Origin of the sequence: Streptomyces kanamyceticus (genome assembly GCF_008704495.1) — a bacterium.
Taxonomy (GTDB): Bacteria; Actinomycetota; Actinomycetes; order Streptomycetales; family Streptomycetaceae; genus Streptomyces; species Streptomyces kanamyceticus.
In genome coordinates this window covers 7,065,736-7,088,000 of record NZ_CP023699.1, presented here as the reverse complement: position 1 = coordinate 7,088,000, position 22,265 = coordinate 7,065,736, and the positions used below count along the sequence as shown (strand labels likewise).

The following is a 22,265-nucleotide window of genomic DNA, read 5'->3' as shown; positions in this document are numbered from 1 at the left end:
ACCGTCGGCCGCACCGAGGTCGCAACTGGGCCGGGAGGCCGGTCGGTGAACCGGCCCGTTCTAGAACGCGTTCCAGTCCGGCGACCCCATGTATAGCCGAGGCCCCGGCACTTGTGAAGACTCCTGACGCAACGTCAGATGCGCCGTTGTGACATTTGTACCCGCCGAGTCCGTACAGCCGCATCTGCCGCCGACCCGCACCTGATTCGTAGCGTCGTCCCCATGAAGAAGACATCACAGGAGGAGCCCGCGGTGGCCTTCTCCCGAGCGGTCAAGAGCTTCGGCGCCGTCCGCGCCGTGGACGGCCTCGACCTGGAGATACGCACCGGCGAGACCGTCGCGCTGCTCGGCCGCAACGGCGCGGGCAAGTCCACCGCCCTCTCCCTGCTGCTCGGCCTGAACGAACCCGACGCGGGCTCGGTGCGGCTCTTCGGGCACTCCCCCGCGCGGGCCGTGGCGGCGGGCCGGGTCGGCGCGATGCTCCAGGAGGGCCGCCAGGTGCCCCGCGTCACCGTCCGCGAACTGGTCGGCTTCGTCGCCCGCACCTACCCCGCGCCGATGCCCCTCGACCAGACCCTCGGCCTCGCGGGCATCGCCGAACTCGCCGACCGGCGCGTGGACAAGCTGTCCGGGGGCCAGATGCAGCGGGTGCGGTTCGCCGTGGCACTCGCCGGTGACCCCTCGCTCGTCGTCCTCGACGAGCCGACCGCCGCCCTCGACGTCGAGGCCAGGCACGCCTTCTGGACCTCGATGCGCGGCTACGCCCGGCGCGGCCACACCGTGCTCTTCTCCACCCACTACCTGGAGGAGGCCGACGCGCACGCCGACCGGATCGTCGTCATCGACCGCGGCCGGATCGTCGCCGACGGCACCGGCGAACAGCTGCGCCGCGCGGCGGGCGGCGGCCTGGTCGCCTTCGACCTGGCGGGCCGCCCCACCGAGGGCCTCACCGAACTGCCCGGCGTCCTCTCCCTGGAGGTGCGCGGTGACCGGGCCAGGCTGCGCACCGAGGACCCGGACGCCACGGTCGTGGCGCTCGCCTCGCTCGGCGCGGTCCGCGGCATCGAGGTCGCGCCCGCCTCCCTGGACGACGCGTTCCTCGCCCTCACGTCCGCCCACGCGACGCCTCTGGAGACCGCGCGATGATCATCGACTACGTCAGGCTCGAGGTCCGCAGGACCCTGCGCGACACCACCTTCGTGGTCTTCGGGACCGGCATGCCGGTCCTGATGTACCTCCTGTTCACCAACATCGGCGGCGGCGAAGGCGACCAGGGCTGGAAGACCGGCACCATGGTCGGCATGGCCGCGTACGGCGCGCTCGGCTCGGCCCTGGCCACCGGCACGGGCGTCGCCGAGGACAAGTCGATCGGCTGGCTGCGGCAGCTGCGGATCACCCCGATGCGGCCGCGCGACGTGGTGCTTGGCCGGGCCCTCTCCGGCTCCGTGACGGTGCTGCCCTCCGTCCTCGCGGTGCTCGCGGCGGGCGCCCTGATCAACGACGTACGACTGGGCGCGGGACAGTGGACGGCGCTGCTGCTCTTCCTCTGGCTCGGCGCGCTGCCCTTCACGCTGCTCGGCATCGGCAACGGCTACCGCCTGACGGCCCAGACCACCGGCGTGGTGAACGTCGCCTGCAACCTCGGGCTCGCGGTGGTCGGCGGCCTGTGGTTCCCGGTGAGCGAGTTCCCCGGCTGGCTCCGCGCGATCGGCGCGTACACGCCCGCCCACCGCTTCGCCGACCTCGGCTGGTCCGCGGCCGACGGCCACGCGCCGGGTCCCGGCACGGTCGCGGTCCTCGCCGCCTGGCTGCTGGCCTTCGGTTCGTACGCTGTGGTCTCGTACCGCAGGGCCGCGCGGACCATGTGAACGGGTACCGCGTCACGGGAGAGGGGACCGTCGTGTCCTGGAAGCACCAGACCACCTGCCGGATGCGGGAGTGGCGGGACGCCCGCCGGGCGTGGCAGGCCGACTACGCCAAGGCCAAGCCCGTCTGGCGCGCCAAGAAGAAGGCGGGCGAGATCCCGGAGGAGATCGGCCCGCCCAACGGCTTCACCCTGCTGCCCTGGCTGCTCATGGGCATGGGCGCCTTCTCCCACCTGCTCCAGGGCAAGACCCCCAACCCGTGGATCGCGGGCGTGGGCCTGCTCGCCTTCAACTCCCTCTACATCGCCGTCGTGTTCCGCGCCTTCGACAAGAAGTCGCGGACCGCGCCCGCCACCCTCTGGGCGCTCGGCGCCCTGGCCGCGATCACCATCGGCCTCGCCGCGGGCTACGGCGGCAACTGGCTGATGTTCTTCCCGCTCCTCGGCCTCGCCACCGGAGCCGTCGTCCGGGGCCGCGGGCTCGGGCCCGTCGGCCTCGGGCTCAGCGCCCTCGCGGGCGTCATCGGCGGGATCAGGGACGGGTGGGGCGCGGCGAACATCGCGTACGGGACGTTCCTGTCCGTGATGGTGACCGCGGCGATCCTCTCCCTTGCCGAGACAGTCCGCGAGCTGCGCGCCGCCCGCGAGGAGCTGGCCCGCAGCGCCGTCGAGAAGGAACGCCTCCGCTTCTCCCGCGACCTGCACGACCTGCTCGGCCACACGCTCTCGGTGATCGTGGTGAAGGCCGAGGCCACTCGCCGCCTCGCCCCGCGCGACCTGACCGCGGCGCTCGATCAGGTCTCCGACATCGAGTCCGTCGGGCGGCAGGCGCTCACCGAGATCCGCGAGGCCGTCACCGGCTACCGCGAGGGCAGCCTCGCCACGGAGCTCGACCGCGCCCGCGATCTGCTCGGCGCGGCGGGCATCGAGGCGGTCGTACGCCAGTCGGGCCCACCGCTCGCCCCGGAGACCGCGGCGCTCCTGGGCTGGGTGGTGCGCGAGTCCGCCACCAACGTCGTACGACATTCCGGCGCGGCCCACTGCGACATCGAGGTCACCGGGACCGCCGAACGGACCCGGCTCACGATCACCGACGACGGACGCGGCACGGGCGAAGGCCCGCCGGGCAGCGGCCTCAAGGGCCTGACCGAACGCCTCGCCGCGGCGGGCGGCTCCCTCACGTCGGGCCCGGCGCCGCGCACCGGTTTCCGCGTCACGGCGGAACTCCCGGTCACGGAGACGGATCCGGTCCCTGTGTAGCTGTCCGGGGGGGGCGGGCTGGAGGTGGACCTCCGCGCACACCCGGCAGGCAGTACGGCTGCGCGGCGCGGCCAAGCCGCCGTCTCTCCTCGCCCGCGGGGCGGGTGCAGGCCGCAGGCCGAGCGCAGGCCAGGCGACGCCACTCCGGCCGAGCGGGCGCCGAGCCTCGCCGCTCTATCCTCGTCCCGTGACAGAGATGCCGCGGGACCACCGCCCGATGAAGTCCGTGAGAGTTCTCCTTGCCGAGGACCAGGGCATGATGCGGGGCGCGCTCGCGCTGCTGCTCGGCATGGAGCCTGACATCGAGGTCGTCGCCCAGGTCGGCGCGGGGGACGAGATCGTCTCCGCGGCGCTGACCAGCCGTCCCGACGTGGCCCTGCTCGACATCGAACTGCCGGGCCGCAGCGGCCTGGACGCGGCGGCCGATCTGCGTGACGAGTGCCCCGACTGCCGGGTCCTGATCCTCACCACGTTCGGCAGGCCCGGCTATCTGCGCCGCGCGATGGAGGCGGGCGCGGTCGGCTTCCTGGTCAAGGACGGCCCCGTCGAGGATCTCGCCGAGGCGATCCGCCGCGCGCTGCGCGGCGAGACCGTCATCGACCCCGCGCTCGCCGCCGCCGCGCTGAGCGCGGGCCCGAGCCCCCTGACCACCCGCGAGGCGGACGTCCTGAAGGCCGCGGTGGACGGGGCCACGGTCGCCGACATCGCGGGCAAGGTCCACCTGTCGGAGTCGACCGTGCGGAACTACCTGTCGGCGGCCATCGGGAAGACGGGCACGCGCAACCGGATGGAGGCGGTCCGGGAGGCCCGTCAGCGCGGCTGGCTGTGAGCCGAGCTCCGGGAAGCCCGCCGGCGCGGCTGGCCATGCGCCAGGCGCGCGGCCCCCGCCGGACTCAGTTCTCGCGCCGCCGGGCCGCGGAACGCTCCCCCGGCATCCACAGCAGCATCACCACGACCCCCGCGAGCAGGATGATCCCACTCGTACGGAACGCCGCCGCGTAGCCGTCGGTCAGCGCCTGCGGCGTCGTCGAACCGGCCATCGTGGTCGCCGCCACCGTGGAGAGCACCGCGAGGCCCAACGAGCCGCCCATCGTGCGCGAGGTGTTGATCAGGCCGGAGACCAGGCCCGCGTCCTTCGGCTGCGCGCCCGACGTGGCCAGCGAGGCGAGCGGCGTGGAGGCGAGGCCCGCGCCGAGCATCATCACGATGCCGGGCAGCATGATCGCCGTGACGTACGCGCCGTCGGCCGTCATGGTCGACTGCCAGCCGAACCCGGCCGCCGCGATGACGATGCCGATGACCGAGACGTTCTTGGCGCCGATCACCGGCATCAGACGCGGCGCGAGCTTCGAGCCGAGGACGATGGTCAGCGAGGACGGGATGAGCGCGAGACCCGCCTTCATCGGCGAGTAGTCAAGGACGTTCTGGGCGTACAGCGTCATGAAGTACCACATGGCGAACATGCCGCCGCCGCACATGAACATCGCGGCGTTCGCGGCCGACACCGAGCGCACCCTGAAGAGCTTCAGCGGCATCAGCGGCTCCTTGGTGCGCGCCTCCACCAGCAGGAACGCGGCGAGCAGCGCGAGCCCCGCGGCCAGCGGCACCAGGGTCTCCGCCGCCGTCCAGCCCTTCTGCTCGGTCTGCACGATGCCGTACGCCAGGGTCGCGAGCCCCGCCGTCACCAGGATCGCGCCCGGCAGGTCGATCCGGCGCGTGCCGCTCGCGCGGCTCTCACTCAGCCAGGCGGCACCGGCGAGGATCACCAGCGCGCCGATCGGCACGTTGATCAGCAGCACCCAGCGCCAGGACAGCAGGTCGGTCAGGACGCCGCCGACCAGACCACCGGCCGCGCCGCCGCCCGCGCCCACCGCGGACCAGGTGCCGATCGCCCTGACCCGCGCCGGGCCCTCGGGCACCGCCGAGGTGAGGATCGTCAGGGTCGAGGGCGCGAGGACCGCGGCGCCGAGGCCCTGCACGGCCCGCGCGGCGAGCAGCTGCCAGTCGGCCTGCGCGAGGCCGCCCGCGAGCGAGGCCGCGGTGAACAGGGCGAGCCCGACGAGGAACATCCGCTTGCGCCCGAAGAGGTCACCGGCGCGCCCGCCGAGGAGCATGAAGCCCGCGAAGGCGATGGAGTAGGAGTTGACGACCCACTGCAGCCCCAGGGGGCTCATGCCGAGATCGGCCCGCATCGACGGCAGCGCGGTGTTCACCACGGAGACGTCGAGGACGACGAGGAACTGTCCCGCGCAGGCGGCGAGCAGCACGGCCCACATGGGGGCGGACTTCTTGCCGGGGGCGGTGGGGCGGTCGGCGGGTATGTAAGTGCCGGGGGACGTCTGAGCCATGACACTCATCATCTCAAGCAATGAGTGCCTTGGGCATCGGAATTTCGCTCGACGAGTCCTCGGGCCGTAGGCCTAGGTCTCGGGCCCCGCGTGCGGTGCTCTCAGTCGGTGGTGTGGGTGGGGTAGACCTGCACGTCGGTGTACGCGCCCTTGATGGCTCCGGCGGCGGAGGGCCAGTCCAGGGTTACGTTGTGGGTCTCGTTGGGGGGCGTGACGATGATGTTGGTCGGGGAGGCGAGGCTTTCGCCGGAGGTGTCGATGTCGTAGGCCAGGTTGAAGACCGCGGCGTCGCCCGGCTTCAGGGTGGTGACGCGGGGCTGGGCCTGGCCGCGCTCGATGGGGTTGGACGTGTTGTCCTCGTCCTTGATGTCGACGCCCGCGAAGCCCGTCGCCGAGCAGGTCGTCGAGCCCCGGTTGATCATCGTGATGTCGATCCGGCCCTCGCCGTCGGCCGCGGCGTCCTGCGCGTCTATCGCCAGGTCCGCCGTCTTGCAGAACGTGACCTTGCCGCCGCCGGACTTCGCCGCGCCGCCCCCGGCCGCCTCCGCCTTCGTGTCCGAACCGGAACCCGAACCCGAACCCGCCTTCGCTCCGTCCGCCTTCGCGTCGCCCGCCTCCGACTTCGAGGACGAGGAAGACGAGGAGCCCTTGGAGGACGTGTCCGTCCCGGAGTCGTCTCCGCCACAGGCCGTCAGCGAGAGGGAGGCGGCGAGGCCGAGAGCGGCGAGTGCGGCTATACGGGTGTGCTTCACGGTGTTCCCCCAGAAGTGGCTCGGTGGAGTAGCTCGGTGCTTGCGGTCTGGAGTATTTGTAGCCCGCACCGAGTTACAGCCGGTCCACCGCGAAGTCTCCGTTCTGTCACAGGCGTTGGGCCCCCTACGCCGCCCGCCGCAGCAGCGTCACCACCGCCGCCCCGCCGAGGCCGATGTTGTGCGCGAGCCCCACCCGCGCCCCGTCGACCTGCCGTGCCGCCGCCTCGCCCCGCAGCTGCCAGGTCAGTTCGGCGACCTGCGCGATGCCCGTCGCGCCGAGCGGGTGGCCCTTGGAGATGAGGCCGCCGGAGGGGTTCACCACCCAGCGTCCGCCGTAGGTCGTCGCGCCGCTCTCGACGAGCTTGCCGGACTCGCCGGGGGCGCACATGCCGAGCGCCTCGTACGTCAGGAGTTCGTTGATGGAGAAGCAGTCGTGCAGCTCGACGACGTCCACGTCCTCGATGCCGAGCCCCGACCTGTCGTACACCTGGCGCGCTGCCTCCCGGGACATCGGCTGTCCGACGGCGTCGACGCACGACCCGGACGCGAAGGACTCGCCGGTGTCGGTGGTCATGGCCTGGGCGGCGATCTCCACGGCGCGGTCCTGGAGGCCGTGCCGCTCCACGAAGCGTTCGGAGACGACGACCGCGGCCGCCGAGCCGTCCGAGGTCGGGGAGCACTGGAGCTTGGTGAGCGAGCGGTGGATGGTCTTGGCGGCGAGGACCTCGTCGACGGTGTACGCGTCCTGGAACTGGGCGTAGGGGTTGTTCACCGAGTGCCGGTGGTTCTTGGCACCGACCGCGGCGAGCTGCGCCTCGGTCGTGCCGTACTTCTCCATGTGCTCGCGGGCCGCGTTGCCGAAGATCTGCGCGGTGGGCGGGGTCATCTCGAAGCCGTGCCGTGCGGCCATGATCCCGTAGTGCCGGGCGACCGGCGACGTCTTGAAGTCGCCCCCGTCGCTGCCGCCGCCGAGCGAGCCGCGCGCCATCTTCTCGAAGCCGAGCGCGAGCACGCAGTCGTTGAGTCCGCCCTCGACGAACTGCCGCGCCATCATCAGCGCGGTCGACGCGGTCGCGCAGTTGTTGTTGACGTTGTAGACGGGGACGCCGGTCAGGCCCAGTTCGTAGGCGGCGCGCTGCCCGGCCGTCGAGGCCTGGAAGCAGTAGCCGACGGGGACCTGTTCCACGTCCTCGTAGGAGATCCCCGCGTCGTCGAGGGCCTTGGTGCCCGCCTCCTTCGCCATGTCCCAGTACTGCCAGTCACGCGTCTCGGGCTTCTCGAACTTGGTCATCCCGACGCCGACGACGTACGCCTTCGTGGAGGTCATGAGGTTCCCTTCAGTCACGGGGCGGGCCGATTCAGTCACGGGGCAGGCCGAGGATCCGCTCGGCGACGACGTTGAGCTGGACCTGGGTGGTGCCGCCCGCGATGGTCAGGCAGCGCGACATCAGGAAGCCGTGCAGCGCCCGCTCCGCCGCGCCCTCGCGCACCGCGCCCGCCGGGCCGAGCAGTTCGAGGGCGAGTTCGGCGACCTTCTGCTGGTGCGGGGTCTGGACGAGTTTGCGCACCGAGGCGCCCGCGCCCGGCTCCGCGCCCGCCACCTGCCGGCTGGTGGTCCGCAGGCCGATGCAGGCGAGCGCGTGCGCCTCCGCGGCGAGCGCGCCGATGCGGGCGCGGCAGGCGCCGTCCAGGTCGGCGGCGCGCGCGATGAGCGCTTCGAGTCCGGTGTCGAAGGTCAACTGGTCGGCCATGTGGACGCGTTCGTTGCCTAGGGTGTCGCGGGCCACCCGCCAGCCGTCGTCGACCCGGCCGACCACGGCGTCCTCGGGGAGCAGGACGTCGTCGAAGTACACCTCGTTGAAGAGGGAGTCGCCGGTGATCTCCTTGAGCGGGCGGATGTCGATCCCCGCACCCCCCGCGGAGCTCGCCGCCTTCATGTCTACGAGGAAGTAGGTGAGGCCCTTGTGCTTGGGCGCGTCCGGGTTCGTGCGGGCGAGCAGGATGCCGAAGTCGGCCCACTGGGCCGCGCTCGTCCACACCTTCTGGCCGTTGACGCGCCAGCCCCCTTCGACGCGTTCGGCCTTCGTGCGCAGCGAGGCGAGGTCGGAGCCCGCTTCCGGCTCGCTGAAGAGCTGGCACCAGAGCAACTCGCCGCGCAGGGTGGGCGCGAGGAAGCGTGCCCGCTGTTCTTCCGTGCCGTACGCGAGGAGGGAGGGGACCACCCAGGTCGCGATGCCGAGCTCGCTGAGCTTGACCCCTGCCGCCGCCAACTCCTCCTGGACGGCGAGCTGTTGGACGGGTCCCGCGCCGAGGCCGTACGGCTCGGGCAGGTGCGGGGCCGCGTAGCCGGTGGGCGCGAGTGCCTTGCGGGCCGCCGCGGGGTCGAGTCCGCGGGCCCCGGCGATCACCTCGCGGGCCTGCGCGCGGTACGCCTCCGCCTCGCGCGGCAGCGCGAGGCGCAGCTCCCTGCGCGCACCGCCCTCGGCGAGCCGCACGGCCCGCTGCCGGTGCGTGTCACCGGCGCCGAGCAGCTGGCGCGCCACGACCGCCCTGCGCAGGTATCGGTGTGCGTCGTGCTCCCAGGTGAAGCCGATGCCGCCGAGGATCTGCACGCAGTCCTTGGCGCAGGAGTAGGCGGCGTCCAGGGCGGTGGCGGCGGCGAGGGCGGCGACGAGGCCGCGCACGTCGTCCGGCAGTCCGGGCTCGTCGGCCGCGCGGGCCGCGTCCCAGGCAAGCGCGCGGGCCTGCTCGACGCGGACCAGCATGTCGGCGCAGAGGTGCTTGACGCCCTGGAACTGCCCGATGGGCCGCCCGAACTGCTCGCGCACCTTGGCGTGTTCGGCCGCGGCGTGCAGCGCCCAGGCCGCGGTGCCGCAGGCGTCGGCGGCGAGCACGACGGCGGCCAGGTCGCGCACGGTCGCCACGTCCAGGGCGAGCAGCCGCCCGGCCGGTACGTGCGCGGCCCGCGCGCTCACCTCGGCGGTCGGCCGGGTCGGATCGGCGCTCTCGTGCGTACGTACGGTCAGCGCGTCGGCGTCGACGGCGAGCCAGACCGGGCCCGCGGCGGACGCGGCGGCCAGGACGAGCAGATCGGCGTCGGCTCCTGAGAGCACGGGCGGCGCGGTGCCGTCCAGGACGTAGCCGTCCGGGACGCTGACGGCGGTGAGCGTGCCGGGGCCTAGGGCGACGGCGCCGATGCGGGTGCCGTCGGCGAGGAGTGCGGCGAGCGCGTGGGCGCCCGCGCGGTGCAGGACGGCGGAGGCGAGGGAGCTCGCGGCGTACGGGCCGGGGAGCGCGGCGTGTGCCGCCTCTTCCAGGACGACGGCGAGATCGACGAGGCCGCCGCCTCCGCCACGGCATGCCTCTGGCAGGTGGACCCCCAGCAGTCCTTGCTCGGCGAGGCCGGTCCAGTGGGCAGGGCGGGGGACGCCGCCGGGCGGCGCGTCGAGCGGCTTGCCCGCCTCTTCCGGCAGCCCGTCCGAGCGCCCTGCCGGAAGCGCGGTCGCGGACCCGCGGGCCGGTGGGGGCTCGTCGCGCAGTTCCCCGCGCCCTTTACGGGGCTCGTCGAGCAACACCCGCGTCTCCTCGGGCGGCGCCGCCCGCGCGATCCAGCCGCGCACGGCCGAGGCCAACTCCCTTTGTTCCTGCGTGATTCCGATCCCCATGCGCATCCTCGCCGGTAGCAGCTGCCGGGACGGCGGCCAGACTAGAACACGTTTCAATCTGACGGAAGGTCAGATACGGGTCGTCTTCCGTGACCGCTCCGGTTCGGCGGCTGCTGAAGTTCCGTGACCGCTTCGGGCGCCGGATGATGAAGCGGTTAACAAAAGGTCAAGAGTTCGCCGGGTACGCCAAAGGTCGGAATAGTCGCCCTGGGTAACGGGTTCGGCCTACACGTACCCCTGCCACGCACCACCTTCCGCCCGGAGGCCCCACGCAATGTCGATGACCGCGACCTCACCACGCGGCATACGCGGAGTCGTCCCCGTACTCGCCTTCTCAGGCATCGTCGTCGCGGTCATGCAGACCCTGCTCGTGCCGGTCATCAAGGACCTGCCGACCCTGCTGAGCACCGCGCCCTCGAACGCCACCTGGGTCATGACCTCGACCCTGCTCGCCGGTGCCGTGTCCACCCCGATCATGGGGCGCCTCGGCGACCTCTTCGGCAAGCGCCGGATGCTGCTCAGCAGCCTCGCCGTGATGGTCGTCGGCTCGCTGATCTGCGGATTCACCGACGATCTCGTAGTGATGATCGTCGGTCGCGCGCTGCAGGGCTTCGCGATGGGCGCCATCCCGCTCGGCATCGGCCTGATGCGCGACATGCTGCCGCGCGAGAAGCTCGGCTCCGCGATGGCCCTGATGAGCTCGTCCATCGGCGTCGGCGGCGGTCTCGCGCTGCCGCTCGCCGCCCTGACCGCGCAGCACGCCGACTGGCACGCGCTGTTCTTCGGCGCCGCCGGACTCGGCGTACTCGCCATGGTCCTCACCGTCCTCTTCGTGCCGGAGAGCCCGCTGCGCGCCCAGGGCAGCTTCGACGTGCTCGGCGCGATCGGCCTCTCCGCCGGGCTCGTCCTCTTCCTGCTCCCCATCACCAAGGGCAGCGACTGGGGCTGGAGCTCGGGCACCACGCTCGGCCTGTTCGGCGCCTCGGCCGTCGTGCTCGTCCTGTGGGGCGTGATGGAGCTGCGCATGAAGGCCCCGCTGGTGGACCTGCGCACCACCGCACGGCGCGAGGTGCTGCTCACCAACCTCGCCTCGATCATGGTCGGCGTCGCCTTCTACGCGATCTCGCTGGTCCTGCCGCAGCTCCTCCAGCTGCCGAAGGCCACCGGCTACGGGCTCGGCCAGTCGATGGTCGTCGCGGGCCTGTGCGTGGCCCCGCTCGGCCTGACGATGATGTTCACGGCCCCGGTCTACGCCCGCCTCTCGGCGAAGTACGGCCCGAAGACCACCCTCATCCTCGGCATGCTGATCATCGCCATCGGCTACGGCGCGGGCCTCGGCCTGATGAGCGCCGCCTGGCAGACCATCGTCATCTCGGTGGTCGTCGGCGCGGGCATCGGGCTCGCCTACTCCTCGCTGCCCGCCCTGATCATCGGCGCGGTCGACCCGTCCGAGACCGGCGCGGCCAACGGCCTCAACACCCTGATGCGCTCCATCGGCACGTCCGTGTCCAGCGCCGTCATCGGCATGGTCCTCGCCAACACGGCGAACCACGTCGGCGGCGTCGACGTACCCACCCTGCACGGCTTCCGCGTCTCGTTCCTGATCGCCACGGGCGCGGTCGCGGTCGGCCTGCTCTTCGCCCTCTTCCTCCCCTCGCCGCGCCGCTCGACCAAGCCGCAGCTGCGCGCGAGCAGCGAGGAGGACGCCAACCTGGAGCGCGCCACGGAGGTCCTCGCGGGCTTCCACGGTCAGGTCCACGGCGCGGACGGGGGGCCGCTCGCGCGGGCCAAGGTGACGCTGATCGACCGGCGCGGCAAGCAGGCGGGGGCTGCCCTCACCGATTCCGAGGGCCGCTACTCCCTCGCCGTTCCCGCCGACGGGTCGTACGTCCTCGCGGCCACCGCGTCCGGGCACGCGCCGCATGCGTCTGCGGCGGCGCATCCCGGGGACGAGCGGGCGGTGCGGGTTGACTTGGCGTTGGCTGGGGTGGGATCCCCGGCCGGATCCCCTGCGGGGGGCGGGAGTGATGTGCCTGCCTGAGTGGTAACCGCGGGCCGGTTGTGGCTGGTCGCGCAGTTCCCCGCGCCCCTTACGGGGTAGCTGCGGGGCGGTTTGTGGCTGAGCGCGCCGTTCCCCGCGCCCCTTACGGGGCAACCGCGGGCCGGTTTGTGGCTGAGCGCGCCGTTCCCCGCGCCCCTTGCGGGGCAACCGCGGGGCGGTTGTGGCTGGGCGCGCCGTTTCTCGCGCCCCTTCCGGGGCGCCCCCTCCGTCGGACCGGCGGGGACGTGCCCCGTAGGGGCGCGGGGAACTGCGCGCTCAGCCACAGCGGGCCCGCAGGGGCGCACCCCGGCACACCCCCCTTCCCTCCGCCGGTGGGCGCGCCATGCATCATGGGGCGCCCACCCACCCACACGCCCAGGAGCACCCCGTGGCCATCGCGCCCGAGCCGGAGATCGTCGCCGCCTTTGAGGCCGCCAAGGGCTTCATGCCCAAGGGCGAAGGGCTCGCGCTCTACGCGGCCGCCACGGAGGCCGCCACGCTCGGGCTGCCCCTCCTCGAAGTCGGCACGTACTGCGGCCGCTCCACGATCCTGCTCGCCGACGCCGCCCGGCGCGCCGGGGTGAGCGCGATCACCGTGGACCACCACCGCGGCAGCGAGGAGCAGCAGCCCGGCTGGGAGTACCACGACCCGGAGACGGTGGACCCCGAGGTCGGCCGGATGGACACGCTGCCCACCTTCCGCCGCACCCTGCACGCGGCGGGCCTCGAAGACCACGTGATCGCGATCGTCGGCCGCTCGCCGCAGGTGGCGAAGGCGTGGGGCGGCCCCCTCGGGTTCGTGTTCATCGACGGCGGCCACACCGACGAGCACGCCACGGGCGACTACGAGGGGTGGGCCCCGCACCTCGCCGACGGCGGCCTCCTCGTCATCCACGACGTCTTCCCCGACCCGGTCGACATCATGACCGGCCAGGCTCCGTACCGCGTCTACCTCAGGGCCCTGGAGTCCGGCGCGTTCACCGAGGTCGCGGCGGTGGACTCGCTGCGCGTGCTGCGCCGAACAGGAGCGGGGACCTGACCTCCCGGATAGGCTCGCCCTCGTGTCGTACGTAGGTCCGGAATTCGATCCCTCCCCGCCGCCGAGGCGCCGCTTCGGCAGGCGCCCGCTGACCATGACGGTGGCCGCGCTGGTGCCGACGTGCCTGGCGGGCTGGCTGGTCTACCAGGCCACGGGCGGCTCCGACGACGGCGGCCCCGACCGGTCGCTGCCCGCGTCGAGCAGCTCGTCGCAGCAGGGCACGCCATCGGAGTCCGGGTCCGGCTCGTCCTCCTCCTCGCACCCCGAGCCACACAAGTCCGACAAGGAGAGTGGAAAGGGGGACGGAAAGGGTGGTGACGGCAAGGCCGACGGCAAGGGCGACGACAACGATTCGACTACGAAGCCGCCCGCCCGTCGCCCCGCCTCCGAAGGACCGCTCAAGGGCAAGATCGTCGTCGTCGACCCCGGCCACAACTCGGGCAACTTCCGGCACACGGCCGAGATCAACCGCAAGGTCGACATCGGGACGAACCGCAAGGAGTGCGACACCACCGGCACGTCCACCAACGCCGGTTACACCGAGGCCAAGTTCACCCTGGACGTCTCCCGCCGCCTGCGCACCCTCCTGGAGAAGCAGGGCGCCACGGTCGAGTTCACCCAGGACGGCGACCGCCCCTGGGGCCCGTGCGTCGACGAACGCGCGAAGATCGGCAACAAGCTCCACGCGGACGCGGTGGTCTCCGTCCACGCCGACGGCTCGGGCGCCGGGAACCGCGGCTTCCACGTGATCATGCCCGGGAAGGTGAAGGGCGGCTCTGCCGACACCACCCCGATCGTGGCGCCCTCCAAGGAGTTGGGCGAACGCATCGCGGGCACCTTCCTGCGCGCCACGGGCAGCGCCCCCTCCAACTACGTCGGCGGCGGCACGGGACTCGACACCCGCAAGGACCTCGGCGGCCTGAATCTCTCCACCGTCCCCAAGGTGTTCATCGAGTGCGGCAACATGCGGGACGCGAAGGACGCGGCGCTGCTCACGAGCGGCGCGTGGCGGCAGAAGGCGGCGCAGGGGATCTCTGACGGAATCGCGGGATTCCTCCGCGGGTAGGCCGTGCGGGTCCCCCGTGATCGAAACGTGGACGTCTTTATCCCGAGCAGACACCCCGGCCGTCCGAACGATATTGTCCTCCATACGATGAGGGGCCACCCCCGCGCTTCGCGCACCGCGACACAACCGCGACTACGGCGACAGCGACGCCTCCACTGACGAGACGACTGACGAAGGACCTGAAGTGAATTTCCGCTCCCTCACTCGAGGCGACGGCGTGGTGATCGGAGCAGCGGTGTTGCTCTTCATCGCCTCGTTCCTCAAGACCATTGACGCCGATGGCGGCGACAGCTCCAAGCTGCCGAACGCCTGGGAAAACGGCAACCTCCTGATGAGCGTCTACCTGCTGGGCATCATCGGTGCGGCGCTCATCGTCGTCGGCCGCGCGCTGCCGCAGCCGACCAAGGTCGTGGGCCTGGACCTCGGTCAGCTCGGTGTGGCCTTCGCCATCGCCTCGGCGTGGAGCTCGCTCGGCGCGATCTTCGACGTCGACCAGTCCTACGGCTTCTTCTTCGACAGCGCCCTCGGCCGCTCCAGCGGTCCCGACGCCGGTGTCGGCCTCATCCTCGGCATGATCGCCGCCCTGGTGCTCGCGGCCGCCGCGGTCACCTCGCTGATCGTCCCGGCCCTGAAGGCCCCCCTCATGGGCGCCCCGCGCCCGATGACCCCGCAGCCCTACGGCGGCCAGCCCCAGGGCGGCTACGGCTACCCGGGTGCGGGCGCCCCGCAGCAGGGCACTCCGTACGGCGGCCAGCCCGGTCAGCCGGGCCCCGGTCAGCCGCAGGGCGGTCAGTCCTTCGGCGGCCAGCCGCAGCCGCAGGCCGGGCAGACCCCGCCGCCCGCGCAGGCGCAGGCGCCCGCCGGTGACTTCTCGCCGTTCTGGTTCGCCGTGCCGGTGCCGCGTCCGCTGTACGCGGAGGACGGCTCGCCCACGCCGATCGCCGAACTGGCGCCCGGCACCTGGTACTTGGCCGTCGAGCAGCGCGGCCCCGGCCTGGTGGCCCAGACGCAGGACGGCCGTCGCGGCGTGCTGCAGGACACCACGGGGATCCAGCGCGGCTGATCCACCCCGACGCACATCGCGGCCCCTCGCCCTTCCGGGCGGGGGGCCGTTGTCGTACAGTCGCCTCCCGACAGACAGCTGACGGTCCGTCAGAGGCATGGTTGAGAGACCTGACTGGGAGGGCGTATGCGGCTCGGGCTCGCACTCGGGTACTGGGGGCGCGGCCCCGACCCCGGCCACCTCGCGCTCGCCCAGGAGGCCGAGCGGCTCGGCTACGACTCCGTGTGGACGGCGGAGGCCTGGGGGTCCGACGCCTTCACGCCGCTGACCTGGATCGCGGCGGGGACCTCGCGGATCAGACTCGGCACGGCCGTCGCGCAGATGGCCGCGCGCTCACCCGTCACCACCGCCATGCACGCGCTCACCCTCGACCACCTCTCCGGCGGCCGCGTGATGCTCGGGCTCGGGCTCTCCGGGCCGCAGGTGGTGGAGGGCTGGTACGGACGGCCGTTCCCGAAGTCGCCGCTGACCGCGACCCGCGAGTACGTCGACGTGATCCGCCAAGTCCTGCGCCGCGAGGGCCCCGTGGAGCTGGCGGGCCGCTTCCACACGCACCCCTACGGCGGTGCCGACGGCACCGGACTCGGCAAGCCCCTCAAGCCGATCACCCACCCCCTCCGCCCCGACCTGCCGATCCTCCTCGGCGCCGAGGGCCCCAAGAACATCGCGCAGACGACCCGCATCGCGGACGGCTGGCTGCCGCTGTACTGGTCGCCGCTGCGCACGGACGTGTACGAGGCCTCGCTCACCGACCTGCCCGAGGGCTTCCTGATCGCGCCCATGGCCCGCGCCAAGGTCTGCGACGACGTCGCCGAGGGCCTGCTCCCGGTCAAGGCCATGCTCGGCTTCTACATCGGCGGCATGGGGCACGCCGCCCGGAACTTCCACGCCGACCTGATGGCCCGCATGGGGTACGCGGAGGAGGCCGGGCGCATCCAGGAGCTCTTTCTCGCCGGACGCAGGGAGGAGGCGGTCCTCGCCGTGCCCGACGCCTTCGCCGACGAGATCTCCCTGGTCGGCCCGCGCGCACGCATCGCCGAACGGCTCGAACTGTGGCGCAAGGGGCCGGTGACTGACCTGCTCGCCCTCGCCCCCGACCCGCTCACGCTGCGGACCCTGGCCGAGCTCAACTCCTAGGCGCCTCAGGGAAGTTGGCCGCACCTAGCCCTTGGCGAGCTCGCCCGCCGACGGCACCTTGTCCTTGACCTCGGCGCCCGCGCTGCTCCCCGCGCCCTTCACGTCATTGATGATGCCGTCGAAGGAGTTCACGATCGAGTCCGTGCCCTCGCCCTTGCGGAGCTTGGACGGCAGGTCCTTCAGCGCGTCGATGCCCGCGGTCAGCGGCGCCACGGCCTTGGCTAGGGTCGGGTCGCCCTGGGCGTTCTTCGTCGCCGCCTTCAGCCTGTTGTACGTGAAGGCCCCCGCGAGACCCGCCTTGATCAGGGCGAACCTGCGGCCGTCCGCGCCGCCCTTGAACTTCCCCGCGCGAAACGGCTTCACGATCCACTGGTAGGTCGCCCCCGCGGCGAGCCCCGCGTTGGCCACGAAGCGGGTCTTGGCGAACTTCTGCTTCTCGGCCGAGCTGGACCCGGTCGGCGTCGCCGCGCTGTCCTTGTCGTCGTCGTTGCAGGCGGTCGCGCCCACGAGGAGCGTGCAGCACAGCGTGAGGGAGACTCCGGCGCGGCGGACGGATACGGGGCTGAGCACGGCAGCGGGTCTTGGCACGACAGCGGCCTCCTGAGGTGAGCGGTCCTCCCGGCAGCCTCACCCCGGCCGCCCGGTGCCGCCACCCGGACGAGCCCGTACGGGTTTCAACGGTGCGGCGCCCGGTACCCGTCCCTCATGTCTCCCCGAACCCGGAACACCCGTGGCACCAACGAGGCGGCGAAAGTCATCGCGATCGTCGCGGACGTCATGGCCTTCGTTCTCGGCCTGTGGATCCTGATGTACCTCCTCGACGCGAACCGCGCCAACGACCTCGTCCAGTTCGTGCACGACGTGGCCCGCTGGCTGGCGGGCTGGTCGCACGACCTGTTCACGTTCGACGACGCCTGGGCGAGGGTCGTGGCGGGCTACGGCCTGGCGGCGGTGGTCTACCTGTTCATCGGCCACGCGATAGCGGGCCGCCTGCGCCGCTACTGAGCCCCGAAGGGGCGAGCGCTATAGGGGCGCGGGGCTGTGACATATGCGGCTCCGCCGCGTGGGCGCGCTCAGCCACATCCGGGCCGCGGACGATCCCCCGCCCAAGCCCGCGCGGCGCGCTCAGCAACAGTCCGGATCCAGCCCACCGGGCAACCGCTCCCCGGAAAACACCGCACAAGTCGCCTCGTCCCCGCCCAGCGCCGCCACGGCAAGCAGCAACGACCCCGCCGTCCACGTGGTCAGCTCCTCGGGCCAGACCGCCTTGTCGTCGAAGACGTAGCCCGTCCAGTACAGACCCGTCGCGGGATCGCGCAGGTGCTGGATGGACTGGAGGACCTCCAGGGCCCGGTCGGATTCGCCCAACGCCCAGAGCGCCAGGGCGAGTTCGGCGCTCTCGCCACCCGTGACCCAGGGGTTGGGAACGACGCAGCGCACCCCGAGGTCCGGCACCACGAAGCGGTCCCAGCCCTCCTCTATGCGGGACTTGGCCGCCGCGCCGGTCAGCGCGCCGCCGAGGACCGGGTAGTACCAGTCCATCGAGTAGCGGTCCTTGTCGAGGAAGCGCTCGGGGTGGTGGCGGATGGCGTGCGCGAGGGCCCCGGTCGCCAGCTCCCAGTCGGGCTGCGGCTCGTCGCGCTGCTCGGCGACGGCGAGCGCGCAGCGCAGCGCCTGGTGGATCGACGAGGAACCGGTGAGCAGCGCGTCGGTCACCGGCGTGCCGTCGGGCTCGCGCTTCCAGCCGATCTGGCCGCCGGGCTGCTGCAGGGCGAGGACGAACTCGACGGCTCCGACCACGGCGGGCCACATGCGGTCGAGGAACGCCTCGTCGCCGGTGGCGAGGTAGTGGTGCCAGACGCCGACGGCGAGGTACGCGCAGAAGTTGGTCTCGCGGCCCCGGTCGGTGACGTCGTGCGGATCGCCGTCGCGGTAGGCCGCGTACCAGGAGCCGTCCGGGTTCTGGTGGCGTGCGAGCCAGTCGTAGGCGCGCTCGGCGGCCGCGTGCTCACCGGCGGCGTCCAGGGCCATGGCGGCCTCGGTGTGGTCCCACGGGTCGAGGTGGTGGCCGCGGAACCACGGGATGGCGCCGTCCGGGCGCTGCACGGCGAGGATGCCGCGCACCGTCGCCGTGGCCTGATCGGCCGTCAGGACGCCGGGCAGGACGAGGTGTTCGGTCCGCTCCGGGCTCGTCACTTGGCGTCCGCCACGGACTCCGCGGCGGCGACGGGCAGGTGCGGCTTGGTCGCGTACGCCACGAAGCTCTTGCCGACGACGGGGTTGAGGAGCTGCTCGGCGACCCGGGTGGCCAGCGGCTTCTTCATGATGTCCCAGACCAGGAGCTTGTGGTACGCGCGCACCGGCAGCGCCTTGTCGTTGTCGACGCCGAAGGCGCACTTGAGCCACCAGTAGGGCGAGTGCAGGGCGTGCGCGTGGTGCGTGCCGTACGGCTTGAGGCCCGACTCCCGCATCTTGCCGAGGAGTTCGTCGGCCTTGTAGATGCGGATGTGGCCGCCCTCGACCTCGTGGTAGGCGTCGGAGAGCGTCCAGCAGACCTTCTCGGGGCCGTAGCGCGGGACGGTGACGGCGATGCGGCCGCCGGGCTTGAGGACCCGGACCATCTCCGCGAGGACGCCCTTGTCGTCCGGGATGTGCTCCATGACCTCGGAGATGATCACGACGTCGAAGGAGGCGTCGGGGAAGGGCAGGTTGAGCGCGTCACCCTCCATCGCGGTGGCCGTCGCGCCCGCGGGGGCCTCGCCCGCCTCCTTCATCGCGGCGAACCACTTGGCGACCTCGCGGATCTCCTCGGCGTTCTGGTCGAGGGCCACCACCTGGGCGCCCCGCCGGTAACACTCGAAGGCGTGCCGGCCCGCGCCGCAGCCCAGGTCGAGCACGCGGTCGCCGGCGGCGAGCGGGAAGCGGGTGAAGTCGACGGTCAGCATCAGCGATGGCTCCCGGAGTACGTCGGGGTGGCCGCGGGGCGGCCGGGATTCTGGGCCGCGGAACGGCTCATGGCCTCGCGGTAGCGGTCGGCGGTGCCCTTGGCGGCCTGCGCCCAGGTGAACTTGGCGAGCACCCGCGCACGCCCTGCCGCGCCGAGCCTGGCCCGCAGTTCGCCGTCGCCGAGCAGCCGGGTCAGTCCTTCGGCGAGGGCGCCGGGGTCGCCGGGCGGCACCGCGACGCAGGTCTCGCCATCGGGGCCCGCGACCTCCGGGATCGCGCCGCCGGTGGTGGCGAGGAGCGGTCTGCCGGTGGCCATCGCCTCGGCCGCGGGCAGCGAGAACCCCTCGTACAGGGAGGGGACGCAGGCGACCTGCGCCGAGCGGACCAGGTCGACGAGCTCGGCGTCGGTGATGCCCTTGACGAACTCGATCGAGCCCGCGAGGCCGTGCCGCTCGATGGCCTGGGCGACCGGGCCGTCCTCGGCGCGCTTGCCCACCACGACGAGGTGGGCGGCGGGGTTCTCGGTGCGCACCTTGGCGAGCGCCTCGACCAGGTATATGAGGCCCTTGAGGGGGACGTCGGCGCTGGAGGTCGTGACGATCCGGCCCGGCACCTCGGCGACCGAGGGGTCGGGCGAGAAGAGGTCGGTGTCGGCGCCGATGTGGACGACGTCGATGCGGTCGTCGTGTACGCCGAGGTGGTCGATGATCTCCTGGCGCGAGGTGCCGGAGACGGTGAGCACCGAGGGCAGGCGGCGCGCGACGCGCTTCTGCATGCGGGTGAACGCGTACCAACGGCGCACCGACATGCGGCGCTTGAGGTCGGGCGCGGCGTCCAGTTCGAGCTGCCGGTCGACGGTGATGGGGTGGTGGATCGTGGTGACCAGCGGGGCGCCGAGATCGCCCAACAGGCCGTATCCCAGGGTTTGATTGTCGTGCACGACGTCGAACTCGCCGCGTCTGGCGCGCAGATGGCGCCGGGCGCGCAGGCTGAACGTGGCGGGCTCGGGGAAGCCGCCGGTCCACATCGTCGCCACTTCGAGGGCGTCCACCCAGTCGCGGTACTCGTCGCGCCTGGGGGTGCGGAAGGGGTCGGGCGAGCGGTAGAGGTCCAGGCTCGGGAGCTCGGTGAGGCTGAGCCCTTCGAGGCCCTCGCCCTCGTCGAGCACCGGATAGGGCTGCGCGCCGATCACCTCGACGCGGTGGCCGAGCCGGACGAGCTCGCGCGACAGGTGGCGCACGTAGACGCCCTGTCCCCCGCAGAACGGGTTCCCTTTGTACGTCAGGAGAGCGATGCGCAACGGACGATCACCTTCGGCGGCCGAGCCCTTCCGGGGGCCTGCCTCCATGGCCTCAGCGGTCACTCTCGGTCCCCTTCTCCTGCAGTTGTCCGCGAGGTTACGCCGGGACGGTAATCTAGAACAAGTTTCAGACTTGATCGCTGAATGATCGCTGAACGAGCTCTGAATCTACCGGCAGGTAGGCGAGCTGTAAGGCCCGGATCAGGTGATTCGCGCCACGGCGGGCTCCCTGCCATGCTGTGCGATCTCGTGAGGCGTTTTCGGAGGGGCAGCACATGACAGCGGAAGCCAAGACAGGGAGCCCTGCGACGCCGCCCCTCACCGAGCGCCAGGAGGCGCGCCGCCGCCGCATCCTGCACGCGAGCGCCCAACTGGCCAGCAGGGGCGGGTTCGACGCGGTGCAGATGCGCGAGGTCGCCGAGGCCGCGGGCGTCGCGCTCGGCACGCTCTACCGCTACTTCCCCTCCAAGGTGCATCTGCTCGTCGCCACCATGCAGGACCAGCTGCAGCACATGCACACCACGATCAGGAAGCGCCCCCCGGCCGGTGAGACCCCTGCCGAGCGGGTCGCCGAGACCCTGATGCGCGCCTTCCGCGCCCTGCAGCGCGAGCCGCACCTCGCGGACGCCATGGTGCGGGCGCTGACCTTCGCGGACCGGTCCGTGAGCCCCGAGGTCGACACCGTCTCTCGGCTGACCACGGCGATCATCCTGGACGCGATGGGCCTGTCGGAGCCGCCGACCGCGCAGCAGCTCTCGGCGGTGCGGGTGATCGAGCACACCTGGCACTCCGCGCTGATCACCTGGCTCTCCGGGCGGGCCTCGATCGCCCAGGTGAAGATCGACATCGAGACCGTCTGCCGCCTCATCGACCTCACGGCGACCCCCCGAGCGTGACAGGGGGGCGCACAGGCGCCCGGCAAATGCGCCCCCTAACTCCCCCTTGGCCAGTTCTCAGTGTCACGACGGGGGTACTCACCGCTATTAATGGTCTGCGTCCCTGAAGGGGCAACCGGAGCGGGAGCTGGAGGGGCAGAGCGTGATCCGGGTACTTCTCGTGCACGACGCCTGTCTACTGCGATTAGCCCTGGCGGAACGTCTCGCCCGGGAAACCGACTTGGAGGTGTTCCATGCGCCGTGGTCACAGGCCCACGGCCGACAGCGCACCGTACGGCCCGATCTCTGCGTGGTGGACCTGGACGACGAGTCGACGTACGCGCTCACCCCGCTCACCGAGCTGACCGGCCCCTCGGCGCACGGTCGCGGCTGCCGCGTCCTGGTGCTCGCCACCGCCGACCGGCCGGGGCAGCTGCGCCGTGCCGCCGAGTCGAACGCGCTCGGCTACGTGAACAAGGCGAGCCAGCCGGAGCGGCTGATCACCGGCATCAGACAGGTCGCGGCAGGTCAGCGGTTCGTCGACGACTCACTGGGGTTCGGGTTTCTCAAGGCCGCCCAAATGCCGCTGACACGACGGGAGTTGAGCGTTCTGTCACTCGCCGCGCGGGGCGCCTCCGTCGCCGAGATCGCCCACAGTCTCCATCTCTCCAACGGAACGGTGCGCAACTACATGGCCGCGATCACCCGCAAGACCGGGGCGCGGAACAGGATCGACGCCATAAGGATCTCGCAGGGCGAGGGCTGGGTCTGAGCCGACGCCACCCCGGCCCTCGCTCCAGTCACCGGCCCCGTTGAGGTCCCGGTACAGGGGCGAGATCTCCATCAGCTCGTCGTGCCGACCGCACAGGGCGTGTGCCCCGTCCATCACCAGGATCCGGTCGGCACGGC

General features: G+C 72.2%; 20 protein-coding genes. 12 read left to right on the top strand and 8 right to left on the bottom strand.

Features of this window, described 5'->3' with window-relative positions; genetic code table 11:
• The first annotated feature begins 222 nt into the window (after positions 1–222).
• The 4 genes from CP970_RS30620 (at position 223) to CP970_RS30605 (ending at position 3,953) form a co-directional block, all read left to right on the top strand.
• On the top strand, positions 223–1,146 hold the full coding sequence (locus tag CP970_RS30620; RefSeq protein WP_055546247.1) for an ABC transporter ATP-binding protein: 924 nt from the start codon (positions 223–225) through the stop codon (positions 1,144–1,146).
• Positions 1,143–1,868 carry an ABC transporter permease gene (locus CP970_RS30615; RefSeq protein WP_055546249.1) on the top strand — a complete coding sequence of 242 codons (726 nt, stop codon included), beginning with the start codon at positions 1,143–1,145 and terminating at the stop codon, positions 1,866–1,868. Before CP970_RS30620 ends, CP970_RS30615 begins: the two co-directional genes overlap by 4 nt.
• Before the next feature lie 32 nt (positions 1,869–1,900).
• The gene (locus CP970_RS30610; RefSeq protein ID WP_398656044.1) at positions 1,901–3,124 is read left to right on the top strand and encodes a sensor histidine kinase; all 1,224 of its coding nucleotides are present in this window, start codon (positions 1,901–1,903) and stop codon (positions 3,122–3,124) included.
• A 196-nt stretch (positions 3,125–3,320) separates the two neighbouring features.
• Entirely contained in the window at positions 3,321–3,953 is a 633-nt protein-coding gene (locus tag CP970_RS30605; protein ID WP_055546251.1) for a response regulator transcription factor, read from the top strand.
• Between the two features lie 64 nt (positions 3,954–4,017).
• Here the strand turns inward: CP970_RS30605 and CP970_RS30600 are convergent, their stop codons facing one another.
• The 4 genes from CP970_RS30600 to CP970_RS30585 form a co-directional block, all read right to left on the bottom strand.
• Positions 4,018–5,472 carry an MFS transporter gene (locus CP970_RS30600; RefSeq protein ID WP_191094973.1) on the bottom strand — a complete coding sequence of 485 codons (1,455 nt, stop codon included), beginning with the start codon at positions 5,470–5,472 and terminating at the stop codon, positions 4,018–4,020.
• A gap of 101 nt (positions 5,473–5,573) precedes the next feature.
• Positions 5,574–6,224 (bottom strand): DUF4232 domain-containing protein, encoded by a 651-nt coding sequence (locus CP970_RS30595; protein WP_150494209.1) that lies wholly within the window; start codon positions 6,222–6,224, stop codon positions 5,574–5,576.
• Positions 6,225–6,348: 124 nt separating this feature from the next.
• Positions 6,349–7,551, bottom strand: coding sequence for a lipid-transfer protein (locus tag CP970_RS30590; protein WP_055544706.1), 1,203 nt, complete (start codon positions 7,549–7,551; stop codon positions 6,349–6,351).
• Between the two features lie 31 nt (positions 7,552–7,582).
• Positions 7,583–9,889, bottom strand: a complete 2,307-nt coding sequence (locus CP970_RS30585) for an acyl-CoA dehydrogenase (RefSeq protein ID WP_055544705.1) — start codon at positions 9,887–9,889, stop codon at positions 7,583–7,585.
• A 274-nt stretch (positions 9,890–10,163) separates the two neighbouring features.
• Here CP970_RS30585 and CP970_RS30580 point away from each other — a divergent pair, with 274 nt between their 5' ends.
• The 5 genes from CP970_RS30580 (at position 10,164) to CP970_RS30560 (ending at position 16,235) form a co-directional block, all read left to right on the top strand.
• Positions 10,164–11,930, top strand: coding sequence for an MFS transporter (locus CP970_RS30580; RefSeq protein WP_055544704.1), 1,767 nt, complete (start codon positions 10,164–10,166; stop codon positions 11,928–11,930).
• A gap of 388 nt (positions 11,931–12,318) precedes the next feature.
• The gene (locus CP970_RS30575; RefSeq protein WP_055544703.1) at positions 12,319–12,969 is read left to right on the top strand and encodes a class I SAM-dependent methyltransferase; all 651 of its coding nucleotides are present in this window, start codon (positions 12,319–12,321) and stop codon (positions 12,967–12,969) included.
• A 22-nt stretch (positions 12,970–12,991) separates the two neighbouring features.
• On the top strand, positions 12,992–14,035 hold the full coding sequence (locus CP970_RS30570) for an N-acetylmuramoyl-L-alanine amidase (RefSeq protein ID WP_055544702.1): 1,044 nt from the start codon (positions 12,992–12,994) through the stop codon (positions 14,033–14,035).
• A gap of 184 nt (positions 14,036–14,219) precedes the next feature.
• The gene (locus tag CP970_RS30565; protein WP_055544701.1) at positions 14,220–15,098 is read left to right on the top strand and encodes a hypothetical protein; all 879 of its coding nucleotides are present in this window, start codon (positions 14,220–14,222) and stop codon (positions 15,096–15,098) included.
• A gap of 126 nt (positions 15,099–15,224) precedes the next feature.
• A complete protein-coding gene (locus tag CP970_RS30560; protein ID WP_055544700.1) occupies positions 15,225–16,235 on the top strand; it encodes an LLM class F420-dependent oxidoreductase in 1,011 nt (336 codons plus the stop codon).
• Between the two features lie 24 nt (positions 16,236–16,259).
• Here the strand turns inward: CP970_RS30560 and CP970_RS30555 are convergent, their stop codons facing one another.
• Complete coding sequence (locus CP970_RS30555) at positions 16,260–16,823, bottom strand: hypothetical protein (protein WP_398656039.1); 564 nt, start codon at positions 16,821–16,823, stop codon at positions 16,260–16,262.
• Positions 16,824–16,940: 117 nt separating this feature from the next.
• Here CP970_RS30555 and CP970_RS30550 point away from each other — a divergent pair, with 117 nt between their 5' ends.
• A complete protein-coding gene (locus CP970_RS30550; RefSeq protein ID WP_055544698.1) occupies positions 16,941–17,240 on the top strand; it encodes a hypothetical protein in 300 nt (99 codons plus the stop codon).
• A gap of 120 nt (positions 17,241–17,360) precedes the next feature.
• On the opposite strand, the gene CP970_RS30545 is transcribed toward CP970_RS30550, so the two are convergent.
• Genes CP970_RS30545 through CP970_RS30535 form a run of 3 tightly spaced genes read right to left on the bottom strand, consistent with a single transcriptional unit; the run spans position 17,361 to position 20,544 of the window.
• Entirely contained in the window at positions 17,361–18,431 is a 1,071-nt protein-coding gene (locus tag CP970_RS30545; protein ID WP_055544697.1) for a prenyltransferase/squalene oxidase repeat-containing protein, read from the bottom strand.
• The gene (locus tag CP970_RS30540) at positions 18,428–19,180 is read right to left on the bottom strand and encodes a class I SAM-dependent methyltransferase (protein WP_055544696.1); all 753 of its coding nucleotides are present in this window, start codon (positions 19,178–19,180) and stop codon (positions 18,428–18,430) included. The genes CP970_RS30545 and CP970_RS30540 overlap by 4 nt, the downstream gene beginning before the upstream one ends.
• Positions 19,180–20,544, bottom strand: coding sequence for a glycosyltransferase family 4 protein (locus tag CP970_RS30535; protein WP_055544695.1), 1,365 nt, complete (start codon positions 20,542–20,544; stop codon positions 19,180–19,182). The genes CP970_RS30540 and CP970_RS30535 overlap by 1 nt, the downstream gene beginning before the upstream one ends.
• A 212-nt stretch (positions 20,545–20,756) precedes the next feature.
• On the opposite strand from CP970_RS30535, the gene CP970_RS30530 reads away from it, so the two are divergent.
• Positions 20,757–21,377 (top strand): TetR family transcriptional regulator, encoded by a 621-nt coding sequence (locus CP970_RS30530; RefSeq protein ID WP_055544694.1) that lies wholly within the window; start codon positions 20,757–20,759, stop codon positions 21,375–21,377.
• A gap of 142 nt (positions 21,378–21,519) precedes the next feature.
• Positions 21,520–22,128: a response regulator transcription factor gene (locus CP970_RS44385; protein ID WP_157877667.1), complete on the top strand. Its 609-nt coding sequence runs from the start codon at positions 21,520–21,522 to the stop codon at positions 22,126–22,128.
• Positions 22,129–22,265: the final 137 nt, after the last annotated feature.